This window comes from Pseudomonas moraviensis, assembly GCF_900105805.1.
Taxonomy (GTDB): domain Bacteria; phylum Pseudomonadota; class Gammaproteobacteria; order Pseudomonadales; family Pseudomonadaceae; genus Aquipseudomonas; species Aquipseudomonas moraviensis_A.
Map to the genome: position 1 here is coordinate 543,118 of NZ_LT629788.1, position 19,348 is coordinate 562,465.

At 56.5% G+C, this 19,348-nt stretch carries 19 protein-coding genes; 11 read left to right on the top strand and 8 right to left on the bottom strand.

Annotation, left to right across the window (positions count from 1 at the left end):
- The first annotated feature begins 89 nt into the window (after positions 1–89).
- From rpsA to BLU71_RS02690, 11 genes are all read left to right on the top strand, one after another.
- Entirely contained in the window at positions 90–1,775 is a 1,686-nt protein-coding gene (gene rpsA / locus BLU71_RS02640) for a 30S ribosomal protein S1 (protein ID WP_016770920.1), read from the top strand.
- Positions 1,776–1,968: 193 nt separating this feature from the next.
- Entirely contained in the window at positions 1,969–2,247 is a 279-nt protein-coding gene (locus BLU71_RS02645; RefSeq protein WP_083352243.1) for a hypothetical protein, read from the top strand.
- Positions 2,248–2,400: 153 nt separating this feature from the next.
- Entirely contained in the window at positions 2,401–2,697 is a 297-nt protein-coding gene (gene ihfB / locus BLU71_RS02650; protein ID WP_007950920.1) for an integration host factor subunit beta, read from the top strand.
- Between the two features lie 30 nt (positions 2,698–2,727).
- Entirely contained in the window at positions 2,728–2,967 is a 240-nt protein-coding gene (locus BLU71_RS02655) for a LapA family protein (protein ID WP_042607937.1), read from the top strand.
- A gap of 222 nt (positions 2,968–3,189) precedes the next feature.
- Entirely contained in the window at positions 3,190–4,266 is a 1,077-nt protein-coding gene (gene rfbB / locus BLU71_RS02660; protein WP_042607936.1) for a dTDP-glucose 4,6-dehydratase, read from the top strand.
- Positions 4,263–5,156, top strand: coding sequence for a dTDP-4-dehydrorhamnose reductase (rfbD, locus tag BLU71_RS02665; protein ID WP_083352244.1), 894 nt, complete (start codon positions 4,263–4,265; stop codon positions 5,154–5,156). The genes rfbB and rfbD overlap by 4 nt, the downstream gene beginning before the upstream one ends.
- Positions 5,153–6,043 (top strand): glucose-1-phosphate thymidylyltransferase RfbA, encoded by an 891-nt coding sequence (gene rfbA, locus BLU71_RS02670; protein ID WP_064361506.1) that lies wholly within the window; start codon positions 5,153–5,155, stop codon positions 6,041–6,043. Before rfbD ends, rfbA begins: the two co-directional genes overlap by 4 nt.
- Before the next feature lie 252 nt (positions 6,044–6,295).
- Positions 6,296–7,738, top strand: coding sequence for a mannose-1-phosphate guanylyltransferase/mannose-6-phosphate isomerase (locus BLU71_RS02675; RefSeq protein WP_083352245.1), 1,443 nt, complete (start codon positions 6,296–6,298; stop codon positions 7,736–7,738).
- Between the two features lie 148 nt (positions 7,739–7,886).
- A complete protein-coding gene (locus tag BLU71_RS02680) occupies positions 7,887–9,251 on the top strand; it encodes a phosphomannomutase/phosphoglucomutase (RefSeq protein WP_064361508.1) in 1,365 nt (454 codons plus the stop codon).
- A 100-nt stretch (positions 9,252–9,351) separates the two neighbouring features.
- Positions 9,352–10,575: a hypothetical protein gene (locus BLU71_RS02685; RefSeq protein WP_065616864.1), complete on the top strand. Its 1,224-nt coding sequence runs from the start codon at positions 9,352–9,354 to the stop codon at positions 10,573–10,575.
- On the top strand, positions 10,572–11,957 hold the full coding sequence (locus BLU71_RS02690) for a glycosyltransferase family 4 protein (protein WP_083352246.1): 1,386 nt from the start codon (positions 10,572–10,574) through the stop codon (positions 11,955–11,957). Before BLU71_RS02685 ends, BLU71_RS02690 begins: the two co-directional genes overlap by 4 nt.
- Before the next feature lie 48 nt (positions 11,958–12,005).
- Here the strand turns inward: BLU71_RS02690 and BLU71_RS02695 are convergent, their stop codons facing one another.
- From BLU71_RS02695 to BLU71_RS02730, 8 genes are read right to left on the bottom strand one after another with little or no spacing between them, the layout of a single operon-like run.
- Positions 12,006–13,307 (bottom strand): glycosyltransferase, encoded by a 1,302-nt coding sequence (locus BLU71_RS02695; RefSeq protein ID WP_083352247.1) that lies wholly within the window; start codon positions 13,305–13,307, stop codon positions 12,006–12,008.
- The gene (locus tag BLU71_RS02700; protein WP_042607929.1) at positions 13,304–14,341 is read right to left on the bottom strand and encodes a glycosyltransferase family 4 protein; all 1,038 of its coding nucleotides are present in this window, start codon (positions 14,339–14,341) and stop codon (positions 13,304–13,306) included. Before BLU71_RS02700 ends, BLU71_RS02695 begins: the two co-directional genes overlap by 4 nt.
- Positions 14,338–15,372, bottom strand: coding sequence for a glycosyltransferase family 4 protein (locus BLU71_RS02705; RefSeq protein ID WP_042607928.1), 1,035 nt, complete (start codon positions 15,370–15,372; stop codon positions 14,338–14,340). Before BLU71_RS02705 ends, BLU71_RS02700 begins: the two co-directional genes overlap by 4 nt.
- Positions 15,372–16,475, bottom strand: a complete 1,104-nt coding sequence (locus tag BLU71_RS02710; protein WP_042607927.1) for a DegT/DnrJ/EryC1/StrS family aminotransferase — start codon at positions 16,473–16,475, stop codon at positions 15,372–15,374. The genes BLU71_RS02705 and BLU71_RS02710 overlap by 1 nt, the downstream gene beginning before the upstream one ends.
- Positions 16,476–16,485: 10 nt before the next feature.
- Complete coding sequence (locus tag BLU71_RS02715) at positions 16,486–17,115, bottom strand: acetyltransferase (protein ID WP_083352248.1); 630 nt, start codon at positions 17,113–17,115, stop codon at positions 16,486–16,488.
- Positions 17,112–17,651, bottom strand: a complete 540-nt coding sequence (locus BLU71_RS02720; protein WP_064361511.1) for a hypothetical protein — start codon at positions 17,649–17,651, stop codon at positions 17,112–17,114. The genes BLU71_RS02715 and BLU71_RS02720 overlap by 4 nt, the downstream gene beginning before the upstream one ends.
- A gap of 5 nt (positions 17,652–17,656) precedes the next feature.
- Positions 17,657–18,400: an ABC transporter ATP-binding protein gene (locus tag BLU71_RS02725; RefSeq protein ID WP_039760008.1), complete on the bottom strand. Its 744-nt coding sequence runs from the start codon at positions 18,398–18,400 to the stop codon at positions 17,657–17,659.
- A gap of 12 nt (positions 18,401–18,412) precedes the next feature.
- Positions 18,413–19,237, bottom strand: coding sequence for an ABC transporter permease (locus BLU71_RS02730; protein WP_227972800.1), 825 nt, complete (start codon positions 19,235–19,237; stop codon positions 18,413–18,415).
- Between the last annotated feature and the right edge of the window lie 111 nt (positions 19,238–19,348).

Sequence of the window (19,348 nt, forward strand, 5' to 3'; positions counted from 1 at the left end):
CCTGCGGTGCTTCTTTTAAATGAAACTAACCCACACCGTCTGGGGTGTGGAGATGGGCGTTTACTTCGCCCTCATCTACAGGAATTAAAATGAGCGAAAGCTTTGCGGAACTCTTTGAAGAAAGCCTGAAAACCCTGAACCTTCAGGCAGGCTCCATCATCACCGGTGTTATCGTTGATATCGATTACCAGGCTCGCTGGGTAACCGTTCACGCTGGTCTGAAGTCTGAAGCACTCATCCCGCTTGAGCAGTTCTACAACGATGCTGGCGAACTGAACATCAACGTTGGTGATGAAGTTCACGTTGCTCTGGATTCGGTTGAAGACGGCTTTGGCGAAACCAAGCTGTCCCGTGAAAAAGCCAAGCGCGCTGAATGCTGGATCGTTCTGGAAGCAGCCTTCGCAGCCGAGGAAGTGGTCAAGGGCGTTATCAACGGTAAGGTTAAAGGCGGCTTCACTGTCGACGTTAACGGCATCCGTGCGTTCCTGCCAGGTTCCCTGGTTGACGTCCGTCCTGTGCGCGACACCACGCACCTGGAAGGCAAAGAGCTGGAATTCAAGGTCATCAAGCTGGACCAGAAGCGCAACAACGTTGTCGTTTCCCGTCGCAGCGTCCTCGAAGCCGAGAACTCCGCCGAGCGTGAAGCTCTGCTGGAATCCCTGCAGGAAGGCCAGCAAGTCAAAGGTATCGTCAAAAACCTCACCGATTACGGCGCATTCGTCGATCTGGGTGGCGTGGACGGCCTGCTGCACATCACCGACATGGCCTGGAAGCGCATCAAGCATCCTTCCGAGATCGTCAACGTTGGTGACGAAATCGACGTCAAGGTTCTGAAATACGATCGCGAACGCAACCGTGTTTCCCTGGGCCTGAAGCAACTGGGCGAAGATCCATGGGTTGCTATCAAAGCCCGTTACCCAGAAGGCACTCGCGTAACCGCTCGTGTAACCAACCTGACCGACTACGGCTGCTTCGCTGAGCTGGAAGAAGGCGTTGAAGGCCTGGTACACGTTTCGGAAATGGACTGGACCAACAAGAACATCCACCCTTCGAAAGTCGTACAAGTCGGCGACGAAGTGGAAGTCATGGTTCTGGACATCGACGAAGAGCGTCGTCGTATCTCCCTGGGCATCAAGCAGTGCAAGTCGAACCCATGGGAAGACTTCTCTGGCCAGTTCAACAAGGGCGACAAGATCTCCGGCACCATCAAGTCGATCACCGATTTCGGTATCTTCATTGGTCTGGACGGCGGCATCGACGGTCTGGTTCACCTGTCCGACATCTCCTGGAACGAAGTGGGCGAAGAAGCCGTACGTCGTTTCAAGAAGGGCGACGAGCTGGACACTGTCATCCTGTCGGTTGACCCGGAGCGCGAGCGCATCTCCCTGGGCATCAAGCAACTGGAAAGCGATCCGTTCTCCGAGTACGTCTCGGTTAACGACAAGGGCGCTATCGTGACCGGTACCGTGAAAGAAGTTGACGCCAAAGGCGCCATCATCGTTCTGGCCGACGACATCGAAGCTACCCTGAAAGCCTCCGAAATCAGCCGTGACCGCGTTGAAGACGCGCGCAACGTTCTGAAAGAAGGCCAGGAAGTTGAAGCCAAGATCATCAGCGTTGATCGCAAGAGCCGCGTAATCCAGCTCTCGATCAAGTCGAAAGACGATGCTGAAGAGAAAGAAGCCATCCAGAGCCTGAAAGCAGCTCCGGAAGGTGAAGCAGCTGACACCACTATGGCGGCACTGCTGCGTCAAGCAATGGCCAAACAGAACTAAGTTCTGCTTGATCATGAAAAAGGGCGACTTCGGTCGCCCTTTTTTGTGTCTGCGATTTGGTCTTTGTACGCCCGTGCATGAAACCATTGCGTCCGCCTGTGGGTCTGTTTCTTTAATCGGATCAATCGCCTATTCGCGACTAAGCTTGGTCTTGAGCGTGTAGTCGTCGGGCTTGCCTGGCCTAAGGAAGTGGATGAACAAGTTACTTGTTGTTGCAATGGTAATGGCGCTGACAGGTTGTGCCACCAGTGCGAAGACCCATGCAGTACGTGGTGTCAGCGGTATCGAAGTCGACTGTTCGGGGCTCGGTTCCAGCTGGGAGAAGTGCCAGAAGCGTGCGGCTAAAGAGTGCAAGGGCAAAGGCTACAAGGTCATCACCCGCTCTGATGATGCGAAAGATGAAGACGACTATCCGTTCGGCTTCAATCCCGCAGGCTTTGTCACCCGGACCATGCTGGTGATGTGTCGCTAGGTGCGCAGCGTTCCGGCTCGTGGGTTCGATGCCCTGAAAATGGGCGTTTTAACGCGGGGGAAGATATGTCAATCCCTGGGCTGTTCAAATTCTTCGGGGCATGCTAAAACCTTTCAAGCGCTGATCTAGCTGCTTGAAAAAGAAGGGAAAAATATGACGAAGTCGGAGTTGATCGAACGAATTGTCACCCATCAAGGGCTACTCTCATCCAAGGATGTTGAGCTGGCTATCAAGACCATGCTTGAACAAATGTCTCAGTGCCTAGCCACCGGTGATCGCATCGAGATCCGTGGATTCGGCAGCTTCTCCCTGCACTACCGCGCGCCCCGCGTCGGCCGTAACCCAAAGACCGGCCAGTCTGTCAGCCTGGACGGCAAATTCGTTCCGCATTTCAAGCCAGGCAAGGAGTTGCGTGACCGCGTGAACGAGGAAGAGGAGGAGGGCGCTTGATCTTCGCTATTCAAATTCGAGGGCGTGTGAATGCGTAATCTGAAACGCATACTGCTTGGCGTATTTCTTCTGTTGATGGTTCTGGTTGTTCTGGCGTTTGTACTGGAGAACCAGCAATCGGTTGCGCTTTTGTTTCTGGGTTTTTCCGGCCCGCAGTTGCCGGTCTCGGTGGTTGCAGTGTTGGCGCTGCTGATTGGCATGCTGATCGGCCCGGTATTGGGCTGGTTTCTGGGGCGTTCGTCCAGAGCCGCACGCAAGCGAATGGTCTGAAAACGGCAGGCGCAAGGCATCTGTCGAAATTGCGCCTCGGCCTGCCTTTATCCATTAGTAAAACCATCATTAAGCTGTAAAATGCGTCCCTTGTTCGATCGTGCCTTCTGCATGTCGATTCAGACTGACTCTGACGGATGCCGACTGATAGTGGCTTCTGCATTCATGGATTAGACCGCGCTCGCTGGCAGCGCTGTCCGCAGCTCAAGGGTATCGCTTCGCGTGAAAATTCTAGTTACCGGCGGTGCCGGCTTCATTGGCTCGGCAGTCATCCGTCACATCATCTCCAACACTTCCGATGCAGTCGTTAACGTCGATAAACTCACGTACGCCGGCAATCTGGAGTCCTTGGCCGAAGTCAGCCAGAATTCGCGTTATGCGTTCGAGCGAGTCGATATCTGTGATCGTGAGCAGATCGACCGCGTTCTGCGTGAGCATCAACCGGATGCAATCATGCACCTGGCCGCAGAGTCCCACGTCGATCGCTCGATATCGGGCCCGTCCGACTTCATCCAGACCAATATCATCGGTACCTACACGCTGCTCGAGGCCGCGCGCCACTACTGGGCCGCGCTGGACGATGCGCGTAAAGCGCGCTTCCGCTTCCACCACATTTCGACTGACGAAGTTTACGGAGACCTCGAAGGTCCGGAAGACCTCTTCACCGAAACCACGCCTTATCAACCAAGCTCACCCTACTCGGCGAGCAAGGCCAGCTCCGATCATCTGGTTCGTGCCTGGGCACGCACTTATGGCTTGCCTACGCTGGTGACCAACTGCTCGAACAACTATGGCCCATGTCACTTCCCTGAGAAGCTGATCCCGCTGATCATTCTCAACGCACTTGAAGGCAAGCCGCTGCCGGTGTACGGCAAAGGCGATCAGGTTCGCGATTGGTTGTATGTCGAAGATCATGCTCGTGCGTTGTACAAAGTCGTCACCGAAGGCGTCATCGGTGAGACCTACAACATCGGTGGACACAACGAAAAACAGAACATCGACGTGGTGCATACCCTGTGTTCGTTGCTCGATGAGTTGCGGCCTGATTCGGCCCATCGTCCCCATGCCAGCCTGATTACCTATGTGCAGGATCGCCCGGGGCATGATCAGCGTTATGCAATCGATGCCAGCAAGATCCAGCGGGAATTGGGTTGGGCGCCTGAAGAGACCTTCGAGACCGGAATCCGCAAGACGGTTGAGTGGTATTTGAACAACGCTGATTGGGTTGAGCACGTGAAGAGCGGCAGCTATCAGCAGTGGATCGATCAGAACTACACGGATCGCTCGAACAACGCATGAAAATTCTGTTGCTGGGCAAGAGCGGTCAGGTGGGCTGGGAGCTGCAACGCTCTCTGGCTCCGCTTGGAGAGTTGATTGCACTTGATCGCCATCAGGCCGATGGATTGAATGGCGATCTGTCGAATCCCGAGGCTCTTCGCGCGACGATTCGGCAGGTGCAGCCCGACGTTATCGTTAACGCTGCTGCTTACACTGCCGTTGATAAAGCCGAATCGGAAACCGAGTTGGCTGACCGTGTAAACGGCATTGCAGCGGGTGTTATGGCTGAAGAAGCCGCCGCCTCCGGTGCCTGGCTGGTTCATTACTCAACCGATTACGTTTTCAATGGCCAGGGCACTGCCGCGTGGCGGGAAACCGATGCCGTTGCGCCGGTGAACCACTATGGCTCCAGCAAACTCGCCGGCGAGCGGGCAATCACTGCATCGGGCTGCAAGCACCTGATCTTCCGTACCAGCTGGGTTTATGGCGCTCGCGGTAACAACTTCGCGAAGACGATGCTGCGCTTGGCCAGTGATCGCGAAACGTTGAGCGTGGTCGCGGATCAGATTGGTGCGCCTACCGGTGCAGATCTGATTGCCGACGTAACGGCTCAGGCGCTTCGCCAGGCCCTGCAACAGCCCGAGCTGGCGGGGTTGTACCACTTGGCAGCCGCTGGTGAAGTGTCCTGGCATGGCTACGCAAGCGAGGTGATCGCTTTCGCTAAAGCCAATGGTGAATTACTCGCGGTGAAGGCTATCGAGCCGGTCGAAACCACTTCGTATCCGACGCCCGCACACCGACCGCTGAACTCGCGACTGAATACTCAAAAGCTGCGCGCTACTTTTTCTCTACACTTGCCGGATTGGCAAAGTGGTGTAACCCGAATGCTCAGGGAAATTCTGAATAAATGATCAAGACCAATCGTAAAGGCATCATTCTGGCAGGTGGCTCCGGGACACGTTTGCATCCGGTCACGCTGGGGGTGTCCAAGCAGCTGTTGCCTATCTACGACAAGCCGATGATTTTCTATCCGTTGTCGGTGCTCATGCTCGCGGGCATACGAGAAATCCTGATCATTTCGACGCCTGAAGACTTGCCCAATTTCCGCAAGCTCCTGGGTGACGGCAGTCTGTATGGCATCGAGTTGAGTTATGCCGAGCAGCCGAGCCCGGACGGCCTTGCGCAGGCGTTCATCATCGGCGAGTCGTTTATCGGTAGCGACCCTTGCTGCCTGATTCTCGGCGACAATATCTTTTACGGTCAGTACTTCACTGAAAACCTGCGCTCTGCCAACGCTCAGGCCTCAGGCGCGACAGTGTTCGGCTATCACGTGTCCGACCCGGAGCGTTTCGGAGTGGTGGAATTCGATGCCAATGGCTGCGCGCTGAGCATCGAAGAAAAGCCACTGAAGCCGAAATCCAACTACGCCGTGACCGGGTTGTACTTCTACGATAACCAGGTCGTCGAAATCGCCAAGAACATCAAACCCTCGGAGCGGGGCGAGCTGGAAATCACCGACATCAATCGCGCGTATCTGGAACAGAAAACCCTGAACGTCGAAATGTTGGGGCGCGGCTTTGCCTGGCTGGATACCGGTACGCATGATTCGCTGCTGGAAGCCGGGCATTTCGTCCACACTATCGAACACCGTCAGGGGCTCAAAGTCGCTTGCCTTGAAGAAATCGCCTACCACAACGGCTGGATCAGCGCAGAGCAAGTCGAAGCTCAGGCGCTGCGCCTGAAGAAAACCGGCTACGGGCAATATCTGCAGAAGCTGCTCGATCAGCCAGCACGTTGACGGGCGCGGTTTATCGAGCGCTGTTTGTTGCATTCTGTCGAGGTATCAATTGCGATTGGCGCTGTAGAATGGCAGGCAATTACGCAACGTATTCCGCGCTCGCGAGGGCGCATGTGTCATCAGTCCCGTTGTCTTGAGATCGAGAGGCGGGGCAAGGATTCTGCACTGGGTTTGGTGCAGTTCGATTGCAAACATAATTGAGACTGCTTTCCTGACAATCATTGGCGGGAGAGAGGGTTAAGGACTTTGAGCATGGAACTGATTCCCGTAATTTTGTCTGGCGGAGTGGGCAGCCGGTTGTGGCCTGTGTCCCGAGAAGCCCATCCCAAGCCCTTCATGGAGTTGCCGGATGGTCAGAATCTGATCCAGAAGACGTTCCTGCGCGCCTCACGGCTGGACGGTGTGGTGGAAGTCCTCACCGTGACCAATCGTGAGTTGCTGTTCAAGACTGAAGATGAATACGGCGTCGTCAACACGGCCAGGCACGCGCAAGGCTTCATCCTCGAACCCTTTGGGCGAAATACTGCAGCGGCAGTGGCGGCGGCGGCTCTGCAACTGGAGACCACCCATGGTCCCGATGCACACATGCTGGTGCTCGCCGCCGATCATTTGATCCAGGACGAAAAAACCTTTGCCGCGGCCGTGTCCAATGCCGTGGCGCTGGCCAGTGAAGGCTGGCTGGTTACGTTTGGCATTCAGCCGACCTATCCGGAAACCGGTTTCGGTTACATCGAGGCGCAGAAAGAGGCGCCGCTCAAAGGCGGGCTGAAGGTCGCCCGGTTTGTCGAGAAGCCTGATCTGGAGACTGCACAGAACTACGTCAGTGCCGGCAACTATTTCTGGAACTCGGGCATGTTCTGTTTCCGTGTAGGCACCGTCCTGGAAGAGCTTCGGCTGCACGCTCCCGACGTTGTCGAGGCCGTTGCAAAGACCATCGAGGTGTCTCGCCTGACGTCCTCCAACAAATATCGTTGCCTGGCGCTGGACAGCGAAAGCTTTGCGCAGGTGCCGGATATTTCCATCGACTATGCATTGATGGAGCGTTCCCAGAAAGTCGCAACCATTCCGTGTGACATCGGCTGGAGTGACATCGGCTCATGGAACGCTGTGAGCGAACTGACTGCGCCGGATGAAAACGGCAACCGCTTTGAAGGCGAAGTGCTGTCCCATGGCTCGCGCAATAATTATGTGAACAGCGAAGGGCGTCTGACCGCGCTGGTCGGTGTGGAAGACCTGTTGGTCATCGACACGCCTGATGCGGTGATGATTGCTCATAAGGATCACGCTCAAGACGTGAAACACATCGTCAATCAGCTCAAGGCGTGCAGCCACACCGTGCATTTGCTGCACCGTACGGTCCACCGTCCATGGGGTACCTACACGACCCTGGAAAATGGCGAACGCTTCAAGATCAAGCGAATTGTCGTAAAGCCCAAGGCGTCGCTGTCGCTGCAGATGCATCATCACCGCAGTGAACACTGGATCGTCGTCAGCGGGATGGCGGTCGTGGTCAACGACCAGCAGGAACTGATGCTCAACACCAACGAGTCGACGTTCATCCGTGCCGGTCACCAGCATCGCCTCATGAACCCGGGCGTCATTGACCTGGTGCTGATCGAGGTGCAGAGCGGCGATTATCTGGGTGAAGACGATATCGTCCGCTTCGAAGACAACTACGGCCGCGTCGACAAATAACAGCGGGTTGCAGCCTTAAGCCTGATCGGCGATTTTTTACCGGTCGGGCTTATTTGCATGTGGCTTCACGCGACTTCACTCCCTATCGATGATTCACAGCTGCGGCATTTACCGGCGGCTGTCTCGGATTCCCAGGCAAGAGATCGAAATGCATACCCCTATCAAGACCCGCTGCTTCAAGGCTTATGACATCCGTGGTGAAGTACCGGTCGATCTGAACGAGGATGTTGCTTACCGGATCGGCCGGGCCATGGTCGTCGAGTTGCAAGCCAGAAGCATCGTGCTGGGGCGGGACATGCGACTGGAAAGTCCGATGCTGGCCGAGGCGATGTGCCGTGGTCTGAGAGAGGCAGGTGCCGATGTCATCGATATCGGACTTTGCGGAACTGAAGAAGTCTATTTCGCCACCAGTGCCTTCAATGCCGACGGTGGCGTAATGATCACGGCGAGTCACAACCCCAAAGGCTATAACGGGATGAAACTGGTCAAGTCGCAGTCACGGCCCATCAGCGGTGACACCGGGCTGAACGCCATCCGTGATCGGGTAGAGAGTGGTGACCTTGGCGCGTTGGCGGATGCCGTCGGTAACGTGCGTGAGGCGTTCGATAAAAGCCGTTACATCGACCACCTGCTGACTTACATCGACGTGGCGGACCTCAAGCCGCTGAAGATCCTGGCAGACCCTGGCAACGGTGCTGCCGGGCCGGTCCTGCAGGAGTTGATGGGCAAGTTGCCATTCGAATGGACGCTGATCAATGCCGAGCCGGACGGTCACTTCCCCAATGGCGTGCCCAATCCCCTGCTGCCGGAAAATCGCGAGCTGACGCGCCAGGCATTGCTTGAAAATGGCTGCGATGTGGGGCTGGCGTGGGATGGGGATTTTGACCGTTGTTTCTTTTTCGACGAAACCGGCCGGTTTATCGAAGGTTATTACCTGGTCGGTCTGTTGGCGGAAATGTTGCTCAAGCAACACCCGGGCAGCAAGATCATTCATGACCCGCGGCTGACCTGGAACACCATCGAGCAGGTCGAGCAAGCGGGCGGTGTACCGGTGCTGTGCAAGACCGGACATGCCTTTATCAAAGAGCGCATGCGTATCGAGGACGCCATTTATGGCGGCGAAATGAGCGCCCACCACTATTTCCGTGATTTCGCCTATTGTGACAGCGGGATGATCCCGTGGTTGTTGGTCACGGCCCTGATGTCCAGCACTGGCAAGAGCCTGGCGCAACTGGTCGATGAGCGTATTGCCGCTTATCCATGCACCGGCGAGATCAATTATCGCGTTGAAGATGTGCCGGCGATGCTGCACAAAGTCCTGGAGCATTTCCTGCCGCTCAATCCCGCGCTCGACAGGACTGACGGCATCAGCGTGTCGTTTGCCGACTGGCGCTTCAACCTGCGCGGCTCCAACACCGAGCCGCTGTTGCGCCTCAACGTCGAGACCCGTGGCGATCAGGCGTTGATGTGGGCGCGTCTGAAAGAGATCGAGTTGTTGATCAAAGGTGCTTGAAGCTTCGCCCGTCTGGTATTCAGCGGCGCCGGTACTCTGGTGAGCGAAGCACAGCAATGTGGGCGCGGGATGCGAAACATCATTTCTATAGGTTGCCATTTTGAAAACGGTTTTATTGCTAAGCACGTACCCGATTGCCAGTCCCCGCCACGGCGGACAGGTCCGGGTCGCCAACATCGCCAAGACCTTTCGCGAAAATGGTTGGGATGTGACTCATCTGGCTGTCTATGAGCCGGAAGGTTATCCGCCATCTACCCTGGGTGCCAACGATGTCAGCTTTCCGGCTGGCAGCGACTTCAGGAAATACAAGGGCACGTACGTGCCGTTGATCAACGATTTGCTGTCCGGGGAATTCGCAGCGTCGGAGCAGGGCGGGTTCGCTGAAATTCTCAAGAAACTGCCGCCAGTGATCGACGTCATTCATGTCGAGCAGCCATGGCTATGGCCGCTGGTGCTGAAGATCCGCCAGATGCCGCAATACGCCAATGCCTGCCTCATTTACGGCTCGCAGAACATCGAGGCTCCGCTGAAGCAGGAGATCCTCGACAGCTACGGCATCAAGGGCGCCGAATCGGTGATCGCCGACATCGAGACGCTCGAGCGCAAGGCAACGCTGGAAGCAGATATCGCCGTGGCGGTAACCCAGGCCGATTTCGATATTCTCAAGGCCTGGGGCGCGAAAAGACCGCTGCTGGCGTCCAACGGTATCGCGCCGTGGTCGGCCAGGGCGGAGTTGCTCGCCAGTTGGAAGGAGCGGCTGCCGCAGTCGCCCTGGATTCTCTATGTTGCCAGTGCCCATCCGCCCAACTTCAAGGGTTTCAATGAATGCCTCGGCAGTTCTCTGGCGTGCATTCCTCCGGACAGCAAACTGGTGGTGGTCGGCAGTGTATGTGAGCACCTCGAAACCACACTTCGCGACAGTCGCTGGGGACAACTGAACCTTTCGCGCCTGCAACTGCTGTACATGCTGCCGGACGAAGATCTGGACGCCGTCAAGACACTTGCGCACGCATTTCTGTTACCGATCCCCCACGGTGGCGGCTCGAATATCAAAACCGCGGAAGCCATTTACTCTGGCAAGTACGTCATCGGTACCGAAGCGGCATTTCGTGGTTTTGAACAGCATCTTCTGCTTCCCGAGCTCAGTGTTGCGCGTACGCCACACGAGTTTCATGCGGCAATCCGCGCGCGTCTCACCGGGCCTGCGACGATCAGTGGTGACGGCCCGGACAGAGCATCGCGCGAGCCATTGACGTGGGCTCGGAGTCTGGAATCAATTCCGCGTACAGCGGCAGACGTAATCGTTCAGAAGGCGCAAGCATGACCACTTGGTTTGATGTAACAACCATTCTTGGCTGGCGTCGGCCTGCCGTAGGCATTATTCGTACCGAGGCCGAGGCTGCGGCCCATGCGCTCGAACTGATCGCGGCGGGGGAAGAGGTGAAGTTCTGCTTCTTCAGTCATGCTACCGGATACAGCGCGATCGATGCGGCCGACGTGGCAGCGACCCTGAAGAGAATTTCCGGGGCTCACGCGGCAGCGCCAGGCCGGACAGTTGCGGGCGCTACCCATAAACGTTCGATAGAGGCGCGCCTGAAAGAAAAGGCGACCAAGGTGCTGAACCGCCTGCCTCCAAAGTTGAGCGGGCGTATCTATCAGTTTTTCCAGCTGCGCCGTACCTCCATCGTTGAAGCGGTGATCGGCGTCCGCCATTTGATCTCGGCCGCACGGGCTTTTTTCAAACCGGCCCAGCGCAGCCATGTATTCAATCCTTCGTCACGCAAAGTGCACAGTGGCGGCCATCCCTTTGCCAAAGGCGACAGCTACATATCGGTGGGGCTGGACTGGGACAATAAAGACCTTGCGCATCTCTATGAGTTGAAGAAGCAGGTCGGTTTGCGCGTCATTCTCTTCTGTTACGACGTGATTCCGGTGAGGCTGCCACACTTGTGCGTGGGTGATGTTGCGGCCAAGTTTGCCAATTACTTTGCTGACGTCGCCTGGTGCGCGGACAAGATCCTGTGCATTTCCGAATGCACGCGCAAGGATCTGATCGCGTTGCTCGATGAATTGGGTGCGCCGATTCCTGAAACGGCGGTGGTCAAGTTGGGCTGCCAGCTATCCCACGAGTTGAGCGACACCGTCAGCCCTGACGTCGAAACATTGTTGAAAGAGCGTTTCGTGCTGTTCGTTTCCACGATCGAGCGCCGCAAGAACCACGAAGTGCTATATCGCGCCTATACGCGCCTGATCGATAGCGGTGTTGAGGATCTGCCTAAACTGGTCTTCGTCGGAATGCCGGGTTGGGGCGTGGGTGACTTGTTATCGGACATCTCGCTTGACCCGAGAACCCGGGATTACATACGGATTCTCAACAACGTTTCGGACTCTGACCTCATGCATCTGTATCGCAACTGCATGATGACCGCGTTCCCTTCCTTGTATGAAGGCTGGGGGTTGCCTGTTGCCGAAAGTCTGGCTGCCGGCAAGTATTGCCTGGCCTCCAATGCGGCTTCGATTCCGGAAGTAGGCGGGCAGCTGCTGGACTACCTGGAGCCGTGGGATGTGTCGGCGTGGGTCGCTGAACTGCACAAATATGCTTTCGATCCGCTGGCGCTGGCGGCCAAGGAAGCGGCGATCAAACGTGATTACAAACCCGTTGCCTGGAAAGAGACGGCGCAGTTTGTTTTCGATAGCCTGAAGTAACGATTACAGCATGCGGTGGATCAGGGGCGATCCACCGCATGCTGGTATTCAGGCAATCGTATTGGTGTTGAACAGATTCAGCGACTTGAGAATCTCGGGCGTACCGAGCAATTCGGGGCTCGCTGACCATTTCTCGATGATGGTCGCAAAATGGTCGACCGCTGAAATGATGACCTTCGCCCGAAGCGCGACAGGCACAGCCTGCGCAAGTTTGTGGGCGTAGTTCTCGGCCGTGAATGTCTCCTGTGCCCACGTTTGCGCCTGCTTGCCGATATCGATCGCCGAGGAGGGGCTGCCGCGCAGTGATAGAAGGATCTTCTTCAGATCTTCTATTTCCCTTTCAGGCGATACCTTCAATACATACTGATCGGGCAGTTCGCTGTAAAAGCCAGTGTTGGTAACGATGGTGGCTTTACCGTAAAGCATCGCTTCAATCGCAGAGGCCGACGCAGCTTCGAGGCTGGGCCAGCGCAGGCAACTGATGACGTCAGCTTCGCGAATGGCCTCTGACAACGCGGCGTCATCGACTTCGTTGGAAATGATCAGCTCGACCCCGGCCTTGGCGGCCATTTCGGTCAATTTCCGTTCGACATCCGGAAGAATCGCCCCCACCAGACGGTAACTCACGTTCTTTCGAAGTGAGGCGTTGCTGGCAATCGCCTTGATGCAACTTTCCACGCGTTTGTTGGGGTTGACGTGGCCGATGGTCAACAAGCGCAACTTGCGATTGTCATTGTGTACCGGTTGCACATCGACGGCCCCGGGAGCGTCGTAGGCCAGCGGTGTCACGAAAACCGGACCCGCGCACGCGGCCATTACCCGCTTGCATCCCCAGTTGCTATGGGTAATCACGCCGGTGGCCATCGAACTGATCCATTCGGTCAGCGGTGCGGTTTCTCGCGTCGAGTTGATGAAGGTCGTACTGTCGCTGACGTTGAAGTAGTCGGTGGCGATTCTGCGTCCGTACCACTGCGTCAGGATGTGATGGGCTTCATCGCGCCGCTGCTGCGCCCAGCCCCAGAAAAGATGGCCGAGGAAGAAGTCATGCAGGCAGACGATGCCTGGGGCTTTGTGAAGCCAGGCCACGCCACCTTCGTGAAACTCGTAGTTGTCGCCGATCTGGTAGACGAGACAGTCAGCGTCGGCCACTTCGGTGCTAACCCGTTCTTCATCCGTCCAGGCAATGACGGTGCAACCGAAGTCATGAGCCTCTTTGTCGAGAACATGCGGGCTTTCAGTGCGCACCAGCACAATGTGGTGCTGCTGACTGAGCAGGGCGCGAACCACGAGACGAGTCATCCTTCCGATGGCGGAGGATTTGACGCCGGGGGTAAAAATGACCAGTTTCATTTAAGTAGCGCCTCTATGGTCTCGGGCCAGTTGATGCCCAGGGTGTTCCACAGCGCCTCCGCGCCTTCGCCGTACTCGATGGTTCGGGTTTTGCTTTCGAACGCCGCATTCATCGCTTCGGCCAGACTTTCTGCAGTGGGCTCTGCTCGCCATCCGGACTCCTGCGGATTGACCAGGCCCAGGATGCCACCGCTGTCGGTCGTCGTGATCAGTGCCTTGCGCGCAGTGGCGGCTTCCATCGCGACGTAACCCAGGGAGTCTTCATCGAACGGGATGTAAGCAACGGCGAGTGCACGATTGACATAATTGACGTAGGTGGACCGAGGCAGGAAGCCAAGGTCGAGTTTGACGCGATCATGCAGGCCGAACTCATTGATGATCGAATGCAATTGCAGCGTGTCGGCGTGCGACTCGGGAGGCCCGGCAATGACCAGCTTGACCCGTTTGTCGGCTTTGGCAAGTGCTCGCAGCAGCAAGTGCTGACGCTTCATGCCGTTGACGCGTCCGCCGGCAAATATGTAATCGTCATATTCACCGCCGGTGAATGCTTCAGGATCGTTTACGGGCGGCAACAGCACCTGCGAGTCGAAGCCGTTGTACTTGAACAACCGCTGTCTGGTCACTTCGGAGTTGGTGTAGATGCTGCGGCTCTCCGCGAATGTTTCGTTGTCCGCGTTGATAATGGCGTTGCGAATGTCGGTGCCGCTTTTGTCTGCCGGCAGGTTGGTCTGGCCGACGTCGTAAAGGTCATAGGCCTGACGATACTGGTGCAGCAGCCACAGTGATTTGCGGTGGTGGCGAACCAGGTACGCCGGGAATTTCAAGGCGATGACGTGATCGGTATTGAAGATTTCCAGCGTGCGGGTCAGCAACATCTGCGAGGGGATGCGCGATGCCGGTTCCCACTGAGCCGGGATGCGCATGACTTCGGCGTCGTGACCGGCCATGAGCAGGTTTCTTTGCAGATTGACCGCCAGTTCTTCTGCGCCGCCCCAGATGAACGGAGCCATGTTGTTCACAATCAGGACTTTCATGCCAACAGACGCTCCAGCACATGTGACCAGGAAATTTTCAAGTCAACCAGGCGCTGCCGGGCATTCTTGCCCATCGCTTCGGTCAGACTTCGATCCCGGTAGAGTTTGTCCATCGCAACGGCCAGAGACTCTGGAGTCGGCTCGGCGATATAACCGTTGTAGCCATCCTGCACCAACTCCAGAACGCCACCCGAGTCGGTAGTGGTGAGGATCGGTTTTTCCGCGTGGCTGGCTTCGAGGCTGGGATAGCCGTAGGAGTCTTCATCAACCGGAAGGTAAGCGGCAGCCAGGCAAACTGACAACTGCGCGACCTTTTCTTCTTCGGTGATCCAGCGATCATCCAGGGTCACTCGGTCCGAAAGGCCGTACTCTTCGATTTTTTCTCGCAGGGCGATGCCGTAGTCAGGACCCGCGCCCGTTCCCAGCAACCGCAGGCGGACCGGCGTCGTCGTATAGTTCAGTGCGTCGATCAGCAGGTGTTGGCGCTTGTGATGTTCGAGGCGGCAGATGTAAGCGATTTCATCGTTGTAGCCAGCGCAAAAAAAACGCTCCGACTCGAAGACCGGAGGGTAAAGCACCTCGCTATCGAAGTCGTTGTAGGTCTTGAGTCGCTTGGATACGACCTTCGAATTGGTGAAGATCGCCTTTGCTTCGCCCAGGGCTCGGGTATCGGCATCCACCAGCGCATCGCGAATTGCGCGATGCTTGGCATCGTCCGGGAAATCGCGGTACGGGCTGTCCCACATATCGTAGAACGCACGAATGTGATGGATGAACCAGAGGATCTTGTGCGGATGGGGAATCAGGTGCGACTGTGGCCGGAAACATATCACCCGGTCAGCGCTCTGCAGATCGACCCAACGCAACGCCATCATCTGTTGAAACAACAGATCCGGCGCATCCAGTTCGGGCAAGTAGACGACTTCGACCTGATGGCCGGCAGCCGTCAGCGTAGAGGCCAGCCAGTCGACGATATTCCTTCCGCCCCCTCTGATGAAGGGCACGAATGTGGAGCAAAGGGCGATTTTCATCAGTCGGCCAGGACCTCACGCAGGCTGGCTGCAATTCTGATGATGTCATCCTGAGTCAGGTCCTGATGCGTCGGCAGATTGATGCCCCGCCCCGACCACAAGTCTGCAACAGGGTAGGTGCTGTCTTCCATGTACGGTGGCAGCACGTGCATCGGGTAGAAGACCGGGCGGGTTTCGATACCCATGGCATCAAGTTTTTGCATGACTTCGTCACGTTTGTGCTCGTCGCCATCGCTCAGAAAGATGTTGTACATCCAGAAAACCTGTTTGGCCCAGGAAGCCTCGGTCGGCAACACGATTTTGCCAGCAAGGTCGGCCAGCGCTTCGTTGTACCAGCCAGCGAGCCGATCACGATCAGCCAGGGCAGTGTCAATGTTTTCCATCTGCGCCAGACCGATGGCTGCCTGAATGTTGGTCATGCGGTAGTTGTAGCCGACCACTGGAAACCAGTAACGACGCTTAGGATCCATGCCCTGACCACGGAACAGGCGCAGTTTCGCCGCCAGCTCATCATCGTTGGTGGTAATCATGCCGCCTTCACCGGTGGTGACGATCTTGTTGCCAAAAAAACTGAAGGTTGCGCACGTGCCGAGGCTGCCAACCTTGCTGCCCTTGACTTCGGCGCCATGGGCTTCGGCCGCGTCTTCCACCACCCACAGGTTGTGTTTGCGGGCGATTTCGTTGACGACATCCATCTGCGCCGGGTGACCGTACAGGTGCACCGGGATGATGCCTTTGGTCTTCGCGGTGATCTTGCTTTCGATGGTCTGCGGATCGATGTTCATCGTATCGGCGCACACGTCCACCAGTACAGGCGTCGCTCCGCAGTAGCGCACGGCATTGGCGGTGGCAATGTAGGTCACTGTCGGGATGATGACTTCATCGCCCGGTTGCAGATCGAGCACGACCAATGCCAGGTGCAGTGCAGTAGTGCCGTTGTTGGTGGCGATCGCATGCTTGACGCCGCAGAATGCTGCGAAGCTTTCTTCGAAGGCGCCGATGTATTTGCCGTTCGAGGAAATCCAGTTGGTATCCAGGCAATCCAGCACATACTTACGTTCGTTTCCGGCAAGCTTCGGTTGTGCAACAGAAATACGATTCATGCTTGTTCCTTCAAATTTTGTGTAGAGCTTTGGCTGGCACGCCTACGACTGTGGTTGCCGACCCGATGTTCGAAATGACGACGCTGCCGGCACCTACCATCACCGACTCACCAATATGAACCTCGGGGATGATTTTGCTGCCGACACCGATAAAGCTGAAATTGCCCACATGCACATTGCCCGCCAGCGCGCATTGCGGAGCGACATGGACCGCCTCGCCAATCACGCAATCGTGATCGATAGTGGCGCCGGTATTGACGATGCACAGATCCGAAATCTTCGCCTCGGCATTGATAACGGCGCCAGCCATGACGGCAATTCCCCTCCCCAAGGTAGCTGAAGGCGATACCACTGCTGCCGGACTGATCGCATTGACCAGGCCAAACCCCAGTTGGGTCGCCTTCGCGGCCAGCTTGTTTCGCACTGAATTGGACCCGATCGCGATGAACGCCTTTTCGTAGCCGTCCTTGCGAAGCGCGGCGAGGTGTTCGTCATTTTTAAGTACGGGAACCCCCAGGCAGATATCCGGACTGTCCGGATTACCTACGCAGTAAGCGACGCTATCGCCTTGGGCGCGCAGCAATTCGATACACACCTTGGCGTGCCCACCGGCACCGACGACGATCACTTCACTTTTCATGCACCTTCACCTCTGGCTTGTCGAGGAGCGGCCGTGGCGTCGTCCTGAAGCGAATCGACAGCCGCTTGACGGTCGGCACCCGGACATTTCTGTTCGATACGGTCCAGTTGTTGTTGCAGGCTTTCCAGCGAGTGCTGGCCGGAAAAGATTTTTTGCGACAGTCGGGTCTGGATCTTCGCCGAGTTCGCCAGGCGCTGGAATTCGAGAACAATCTGCTGGTGCTGCTGGTACTGAATCTTCTGCAGTTTGGTGAACTCTTCCAGCATCTCCTGGCGGAGAGTGGAGGTGAAGTAGTTGCGCAGGTGGAACAATAGCGGACGGGTGACCGGTCGGGCCGCTCTGACAAGGCGATGCGCAATACGCACAAGCGCCTGCTTCGTATAGTGGCGTACGATCAGTTTCATGCCTGGCTTGGTCGCGACGACCTCCGCCGGGACATCACCGCCCGTTTCAATGATGTTCTTGGCGTGCAGGCGGCTGGAGGCCAGCGTGAAAGCCACCTGTATATCCACGCCGTTGCGCTTAATGCTGTTCATCTGCCTCAAGCTCCGAAATAAGCCGCGGTGACCGTCGCCGGGTCGCCATCCATTTTTATTTTCCCGTGCTCCAGCCACAGCACTCGATTGCAGGTGTGCATGACGAGTTCGCGCGAGTGGCTGGCAATCACCAGGATATTGGTCGATTTCACCAGCTCGTTCATGCGGATTTCGGCTTTGTGCTTGAAGCCTTCATCGCCCACCGAAAGCCATTCGTCCATCAACAGGATTTCCGGTTTTATCGTCGTCGAAACGGCAAACGCCAGACGCAAGTGCATCCCTGACGAATACGTGCGGATCGGCATGTCGACGAAATCCCCAAGCTCCGAGAACTCGATGATCTCGTCGAGCTTTTCAGCGATCTCCGACTTGGTCATGCCAAGAATGCCGCCGCGCAGGAAAATGTTTTCCCGGCCGGTCGCCTCCGGATCCGTACCCAGTGATATGTCGATCAACGAGCCGATTTCTCCCTTGATCACGGCGGTGCCGGAGGAAGGTTCGTACACGCTGCTGAGCAAGCGCAGCAGCGTGCTCTTGCCGGCGCCGTTGTGTCCAAGGAGACCGACCCGATCCCCGTCGCGAAGTGTGAACGTCAGGTCTTCGAGAGCTCTGACAATCACTCGACCCTGTTGATCCGCACCTAACTGACCGCCGGTAGCCACTTGCATCAGACGCTTTTTCAGCGAGCGCCCGTTCGCGTTATAGATCGGAAAATCTACACAGACATTTTTGAATTCGATCAAGGACATTAGTCGTTCTTCTCAGAGCCAGTATGCGATGCGGCGCTTGTAACGGCCATAAACCACGAGCGCGAAAGCCCAGCCGACGACGGCCATGCCTAGGGAAACCCACCAGTTGGTGGCGGTTGGCAACTGCCCGATCAGCGGTGATCGAACCACCGACATGACATGGTAGGCCGGGTTGAGATCGAGCAGGTACAGACCTGCCCGTTGCGGCAGCAAGCTTGGCATCCACATGATTGGCGTGAGGTAAAACACGACTTGCAACAAACTTCCGACAATCTGGGGCAGATCACGATAGCGCGCACACAGAATGCCCAGCAGAAGGGCGATCCAGGTCAAGTTGAGCAGTGCCAGGAAAAAACCCGGAATGCTGATCAGGGCCAGCCACGTCAGCGGCTTGCCGACGGCCAGCAGTACCAGTGGAAAGATCACGATGTTGTGACCCAGAATCAGGATGTTGCGCCAGATCATGCGCATGATGTGGGCAAACAGGGGGATCGGTAGTTGCTTGATGATGCCTTCGGCGGCAATGAAGCCGGTGCAGCCTTCGGTGATCACCGTGGACATGAAACTCCAGAGAATCATGCCGATAGCGAGAAAGGGCAGGAATTCCTGAATCGGAGAATTGAAAATCTGACCGAAAACCACGCCGATCGTGGCGATCATGACACCCATGCTGATGGTCAGCCAGAACGGTCCGAGTGCCGACCTTCTATAGCGCTGTCGAACGTCCTGCCAGCCTAGCATCCCTACTAAAGCGTACCGTCTCGTCGCGGCGATGATGTCCGACACGGCGATACTTACTGAACCATTGCGCATTAATAGCACCAGATTGTTGATCAAAAAAACACGCCATTTTAGGCTTGGGTGCGGGGAGTGTCACTCTTTCTGAGTTATTTCTTTATTGCCTGTCGCACGCGCTGGGAGATTTCGATCGGTAGCAGCAACTTCTTG

What these genes read in the sequence shown, in the direction of transcription:
- rpsA (WP_016770920.1), top strand. Translation starts at nt 90, where the DNA reads ATGAGCGAAAGCTTTGCGGAACTCTTTGAAGAAAGCCTGAAAACCCTG.
- BLU71_RS02645 (WP_083352243.1), top strand. Translation starts at nt 1,969, where the DNA reads ATGAACAAGTTACTTGTTGTTGCAATGGTAATGGCGCTGACAGGTTGT.
- ihfB (WP_007950920.1), top strand. Translation starts at nt 2,401, where the DNA reads ATGACGAAGTCGGAGTTGATCGAACGAATTGTCACCCATCAAGGGCTA.
- BLU71_RS02655 (WP_042607937.1), top strand. Translation starts at nt 2,728, where the DNA reads ATGCGTAATCTGAAACGCATACTGCTTGGCGTATTTCTTCTGTTGATG.
- rfbD (WP_083352244.1), top strand. Translation starts at nt 4,263, where the DNA reads ATGAAAATTCTGTTGCTGGGCAAGAGCGGTCAGGTGGGCTGGGAGCTG.
- rfbA (WP_064361506.1), top strand. Translation starts at nt 5,153, where the DNA reads ATGATCAAGACCAATCGTAAAGGCATCATTCTGGCAGGTGGCTCCGGG.
- BLU71_RS02675 (WP_083352245.1), top strand. Translation starts at nt 6,296, where the DNA reads ATGGAACTGATTCCCGTAATTTTGTCTGGCGGAGTGGGCAGCCGGTTG.
- BLU71_RS02680 (WP_064361508.1), top strand. Translation starts at nt 7,887, where the DNA reads ATGCATACCCCTATCAAGACCCGCTGCTTCAAGGCTTATGACATCCGT.
- BLU71_RS02690 (WP_083352246.1), top strand. Translation starts at nt 10,572, where the DNA reads ATGACCACTTGGTTTGATGTAACAACCATTCTTGGCTGGCGTCGGCCT.
- BLU71_RS02695 (WP_083352247.1), bottom strand. Translation starts at nt 13,307, where the DNA reads ATGAAACTGGTCATTTTTACCCCCGGCGTCAAATCCTCCGCCATCGGA.
- BLU71_RS02700 (WP_042607929.1), bottom strand. Translation starts at nt 14,341, where the DNA reads ATGAAAGTCCTGATTGTGAACAACATGGCTCCGTTCATCTGGGGCGGC.
- BLU71_RS02705 (WP_042607928.1), bottom strand. Translation starts at nt 15,372, where the DNA reads ATGAAAATCGCCCTTTGCTCCACATTCGTGCCCTTCATCAGAGGGGGC.
- BLU71_RS02710 (WP_042607927.1), bottom strand. Translation starts at nt 16,475, where the DNA reads ATGAATCGTATTTCTGTTGCACAACCGAAGCTTGCCGGAAACGAACGT.
- BLU71_RS02715 (WP_083352248.1), bottom strand. Translation starts at nt 17,115, where the DNA reads ATGAAAAGTGAAGTGATCGTCGTCGGTGCCGGTGGGCACGCCAAGGTG.
- BLU71_RS02720 (WP_064361511.1), bottom strand. Translation starts at nt 17,651, where the DNA reads ATGAACAGCATTAAGCGCAACGGCGTGGATATACAGGTGGCTTTCACG.
- BLU71_RS02725 (WP_039760008.1), bottom strand. Translation starts at nt 18,400, where the DNA reads ATGTCCTTGATCGAATTCAAAAATGTCTGTGTAGATTTTCCGATCTAT.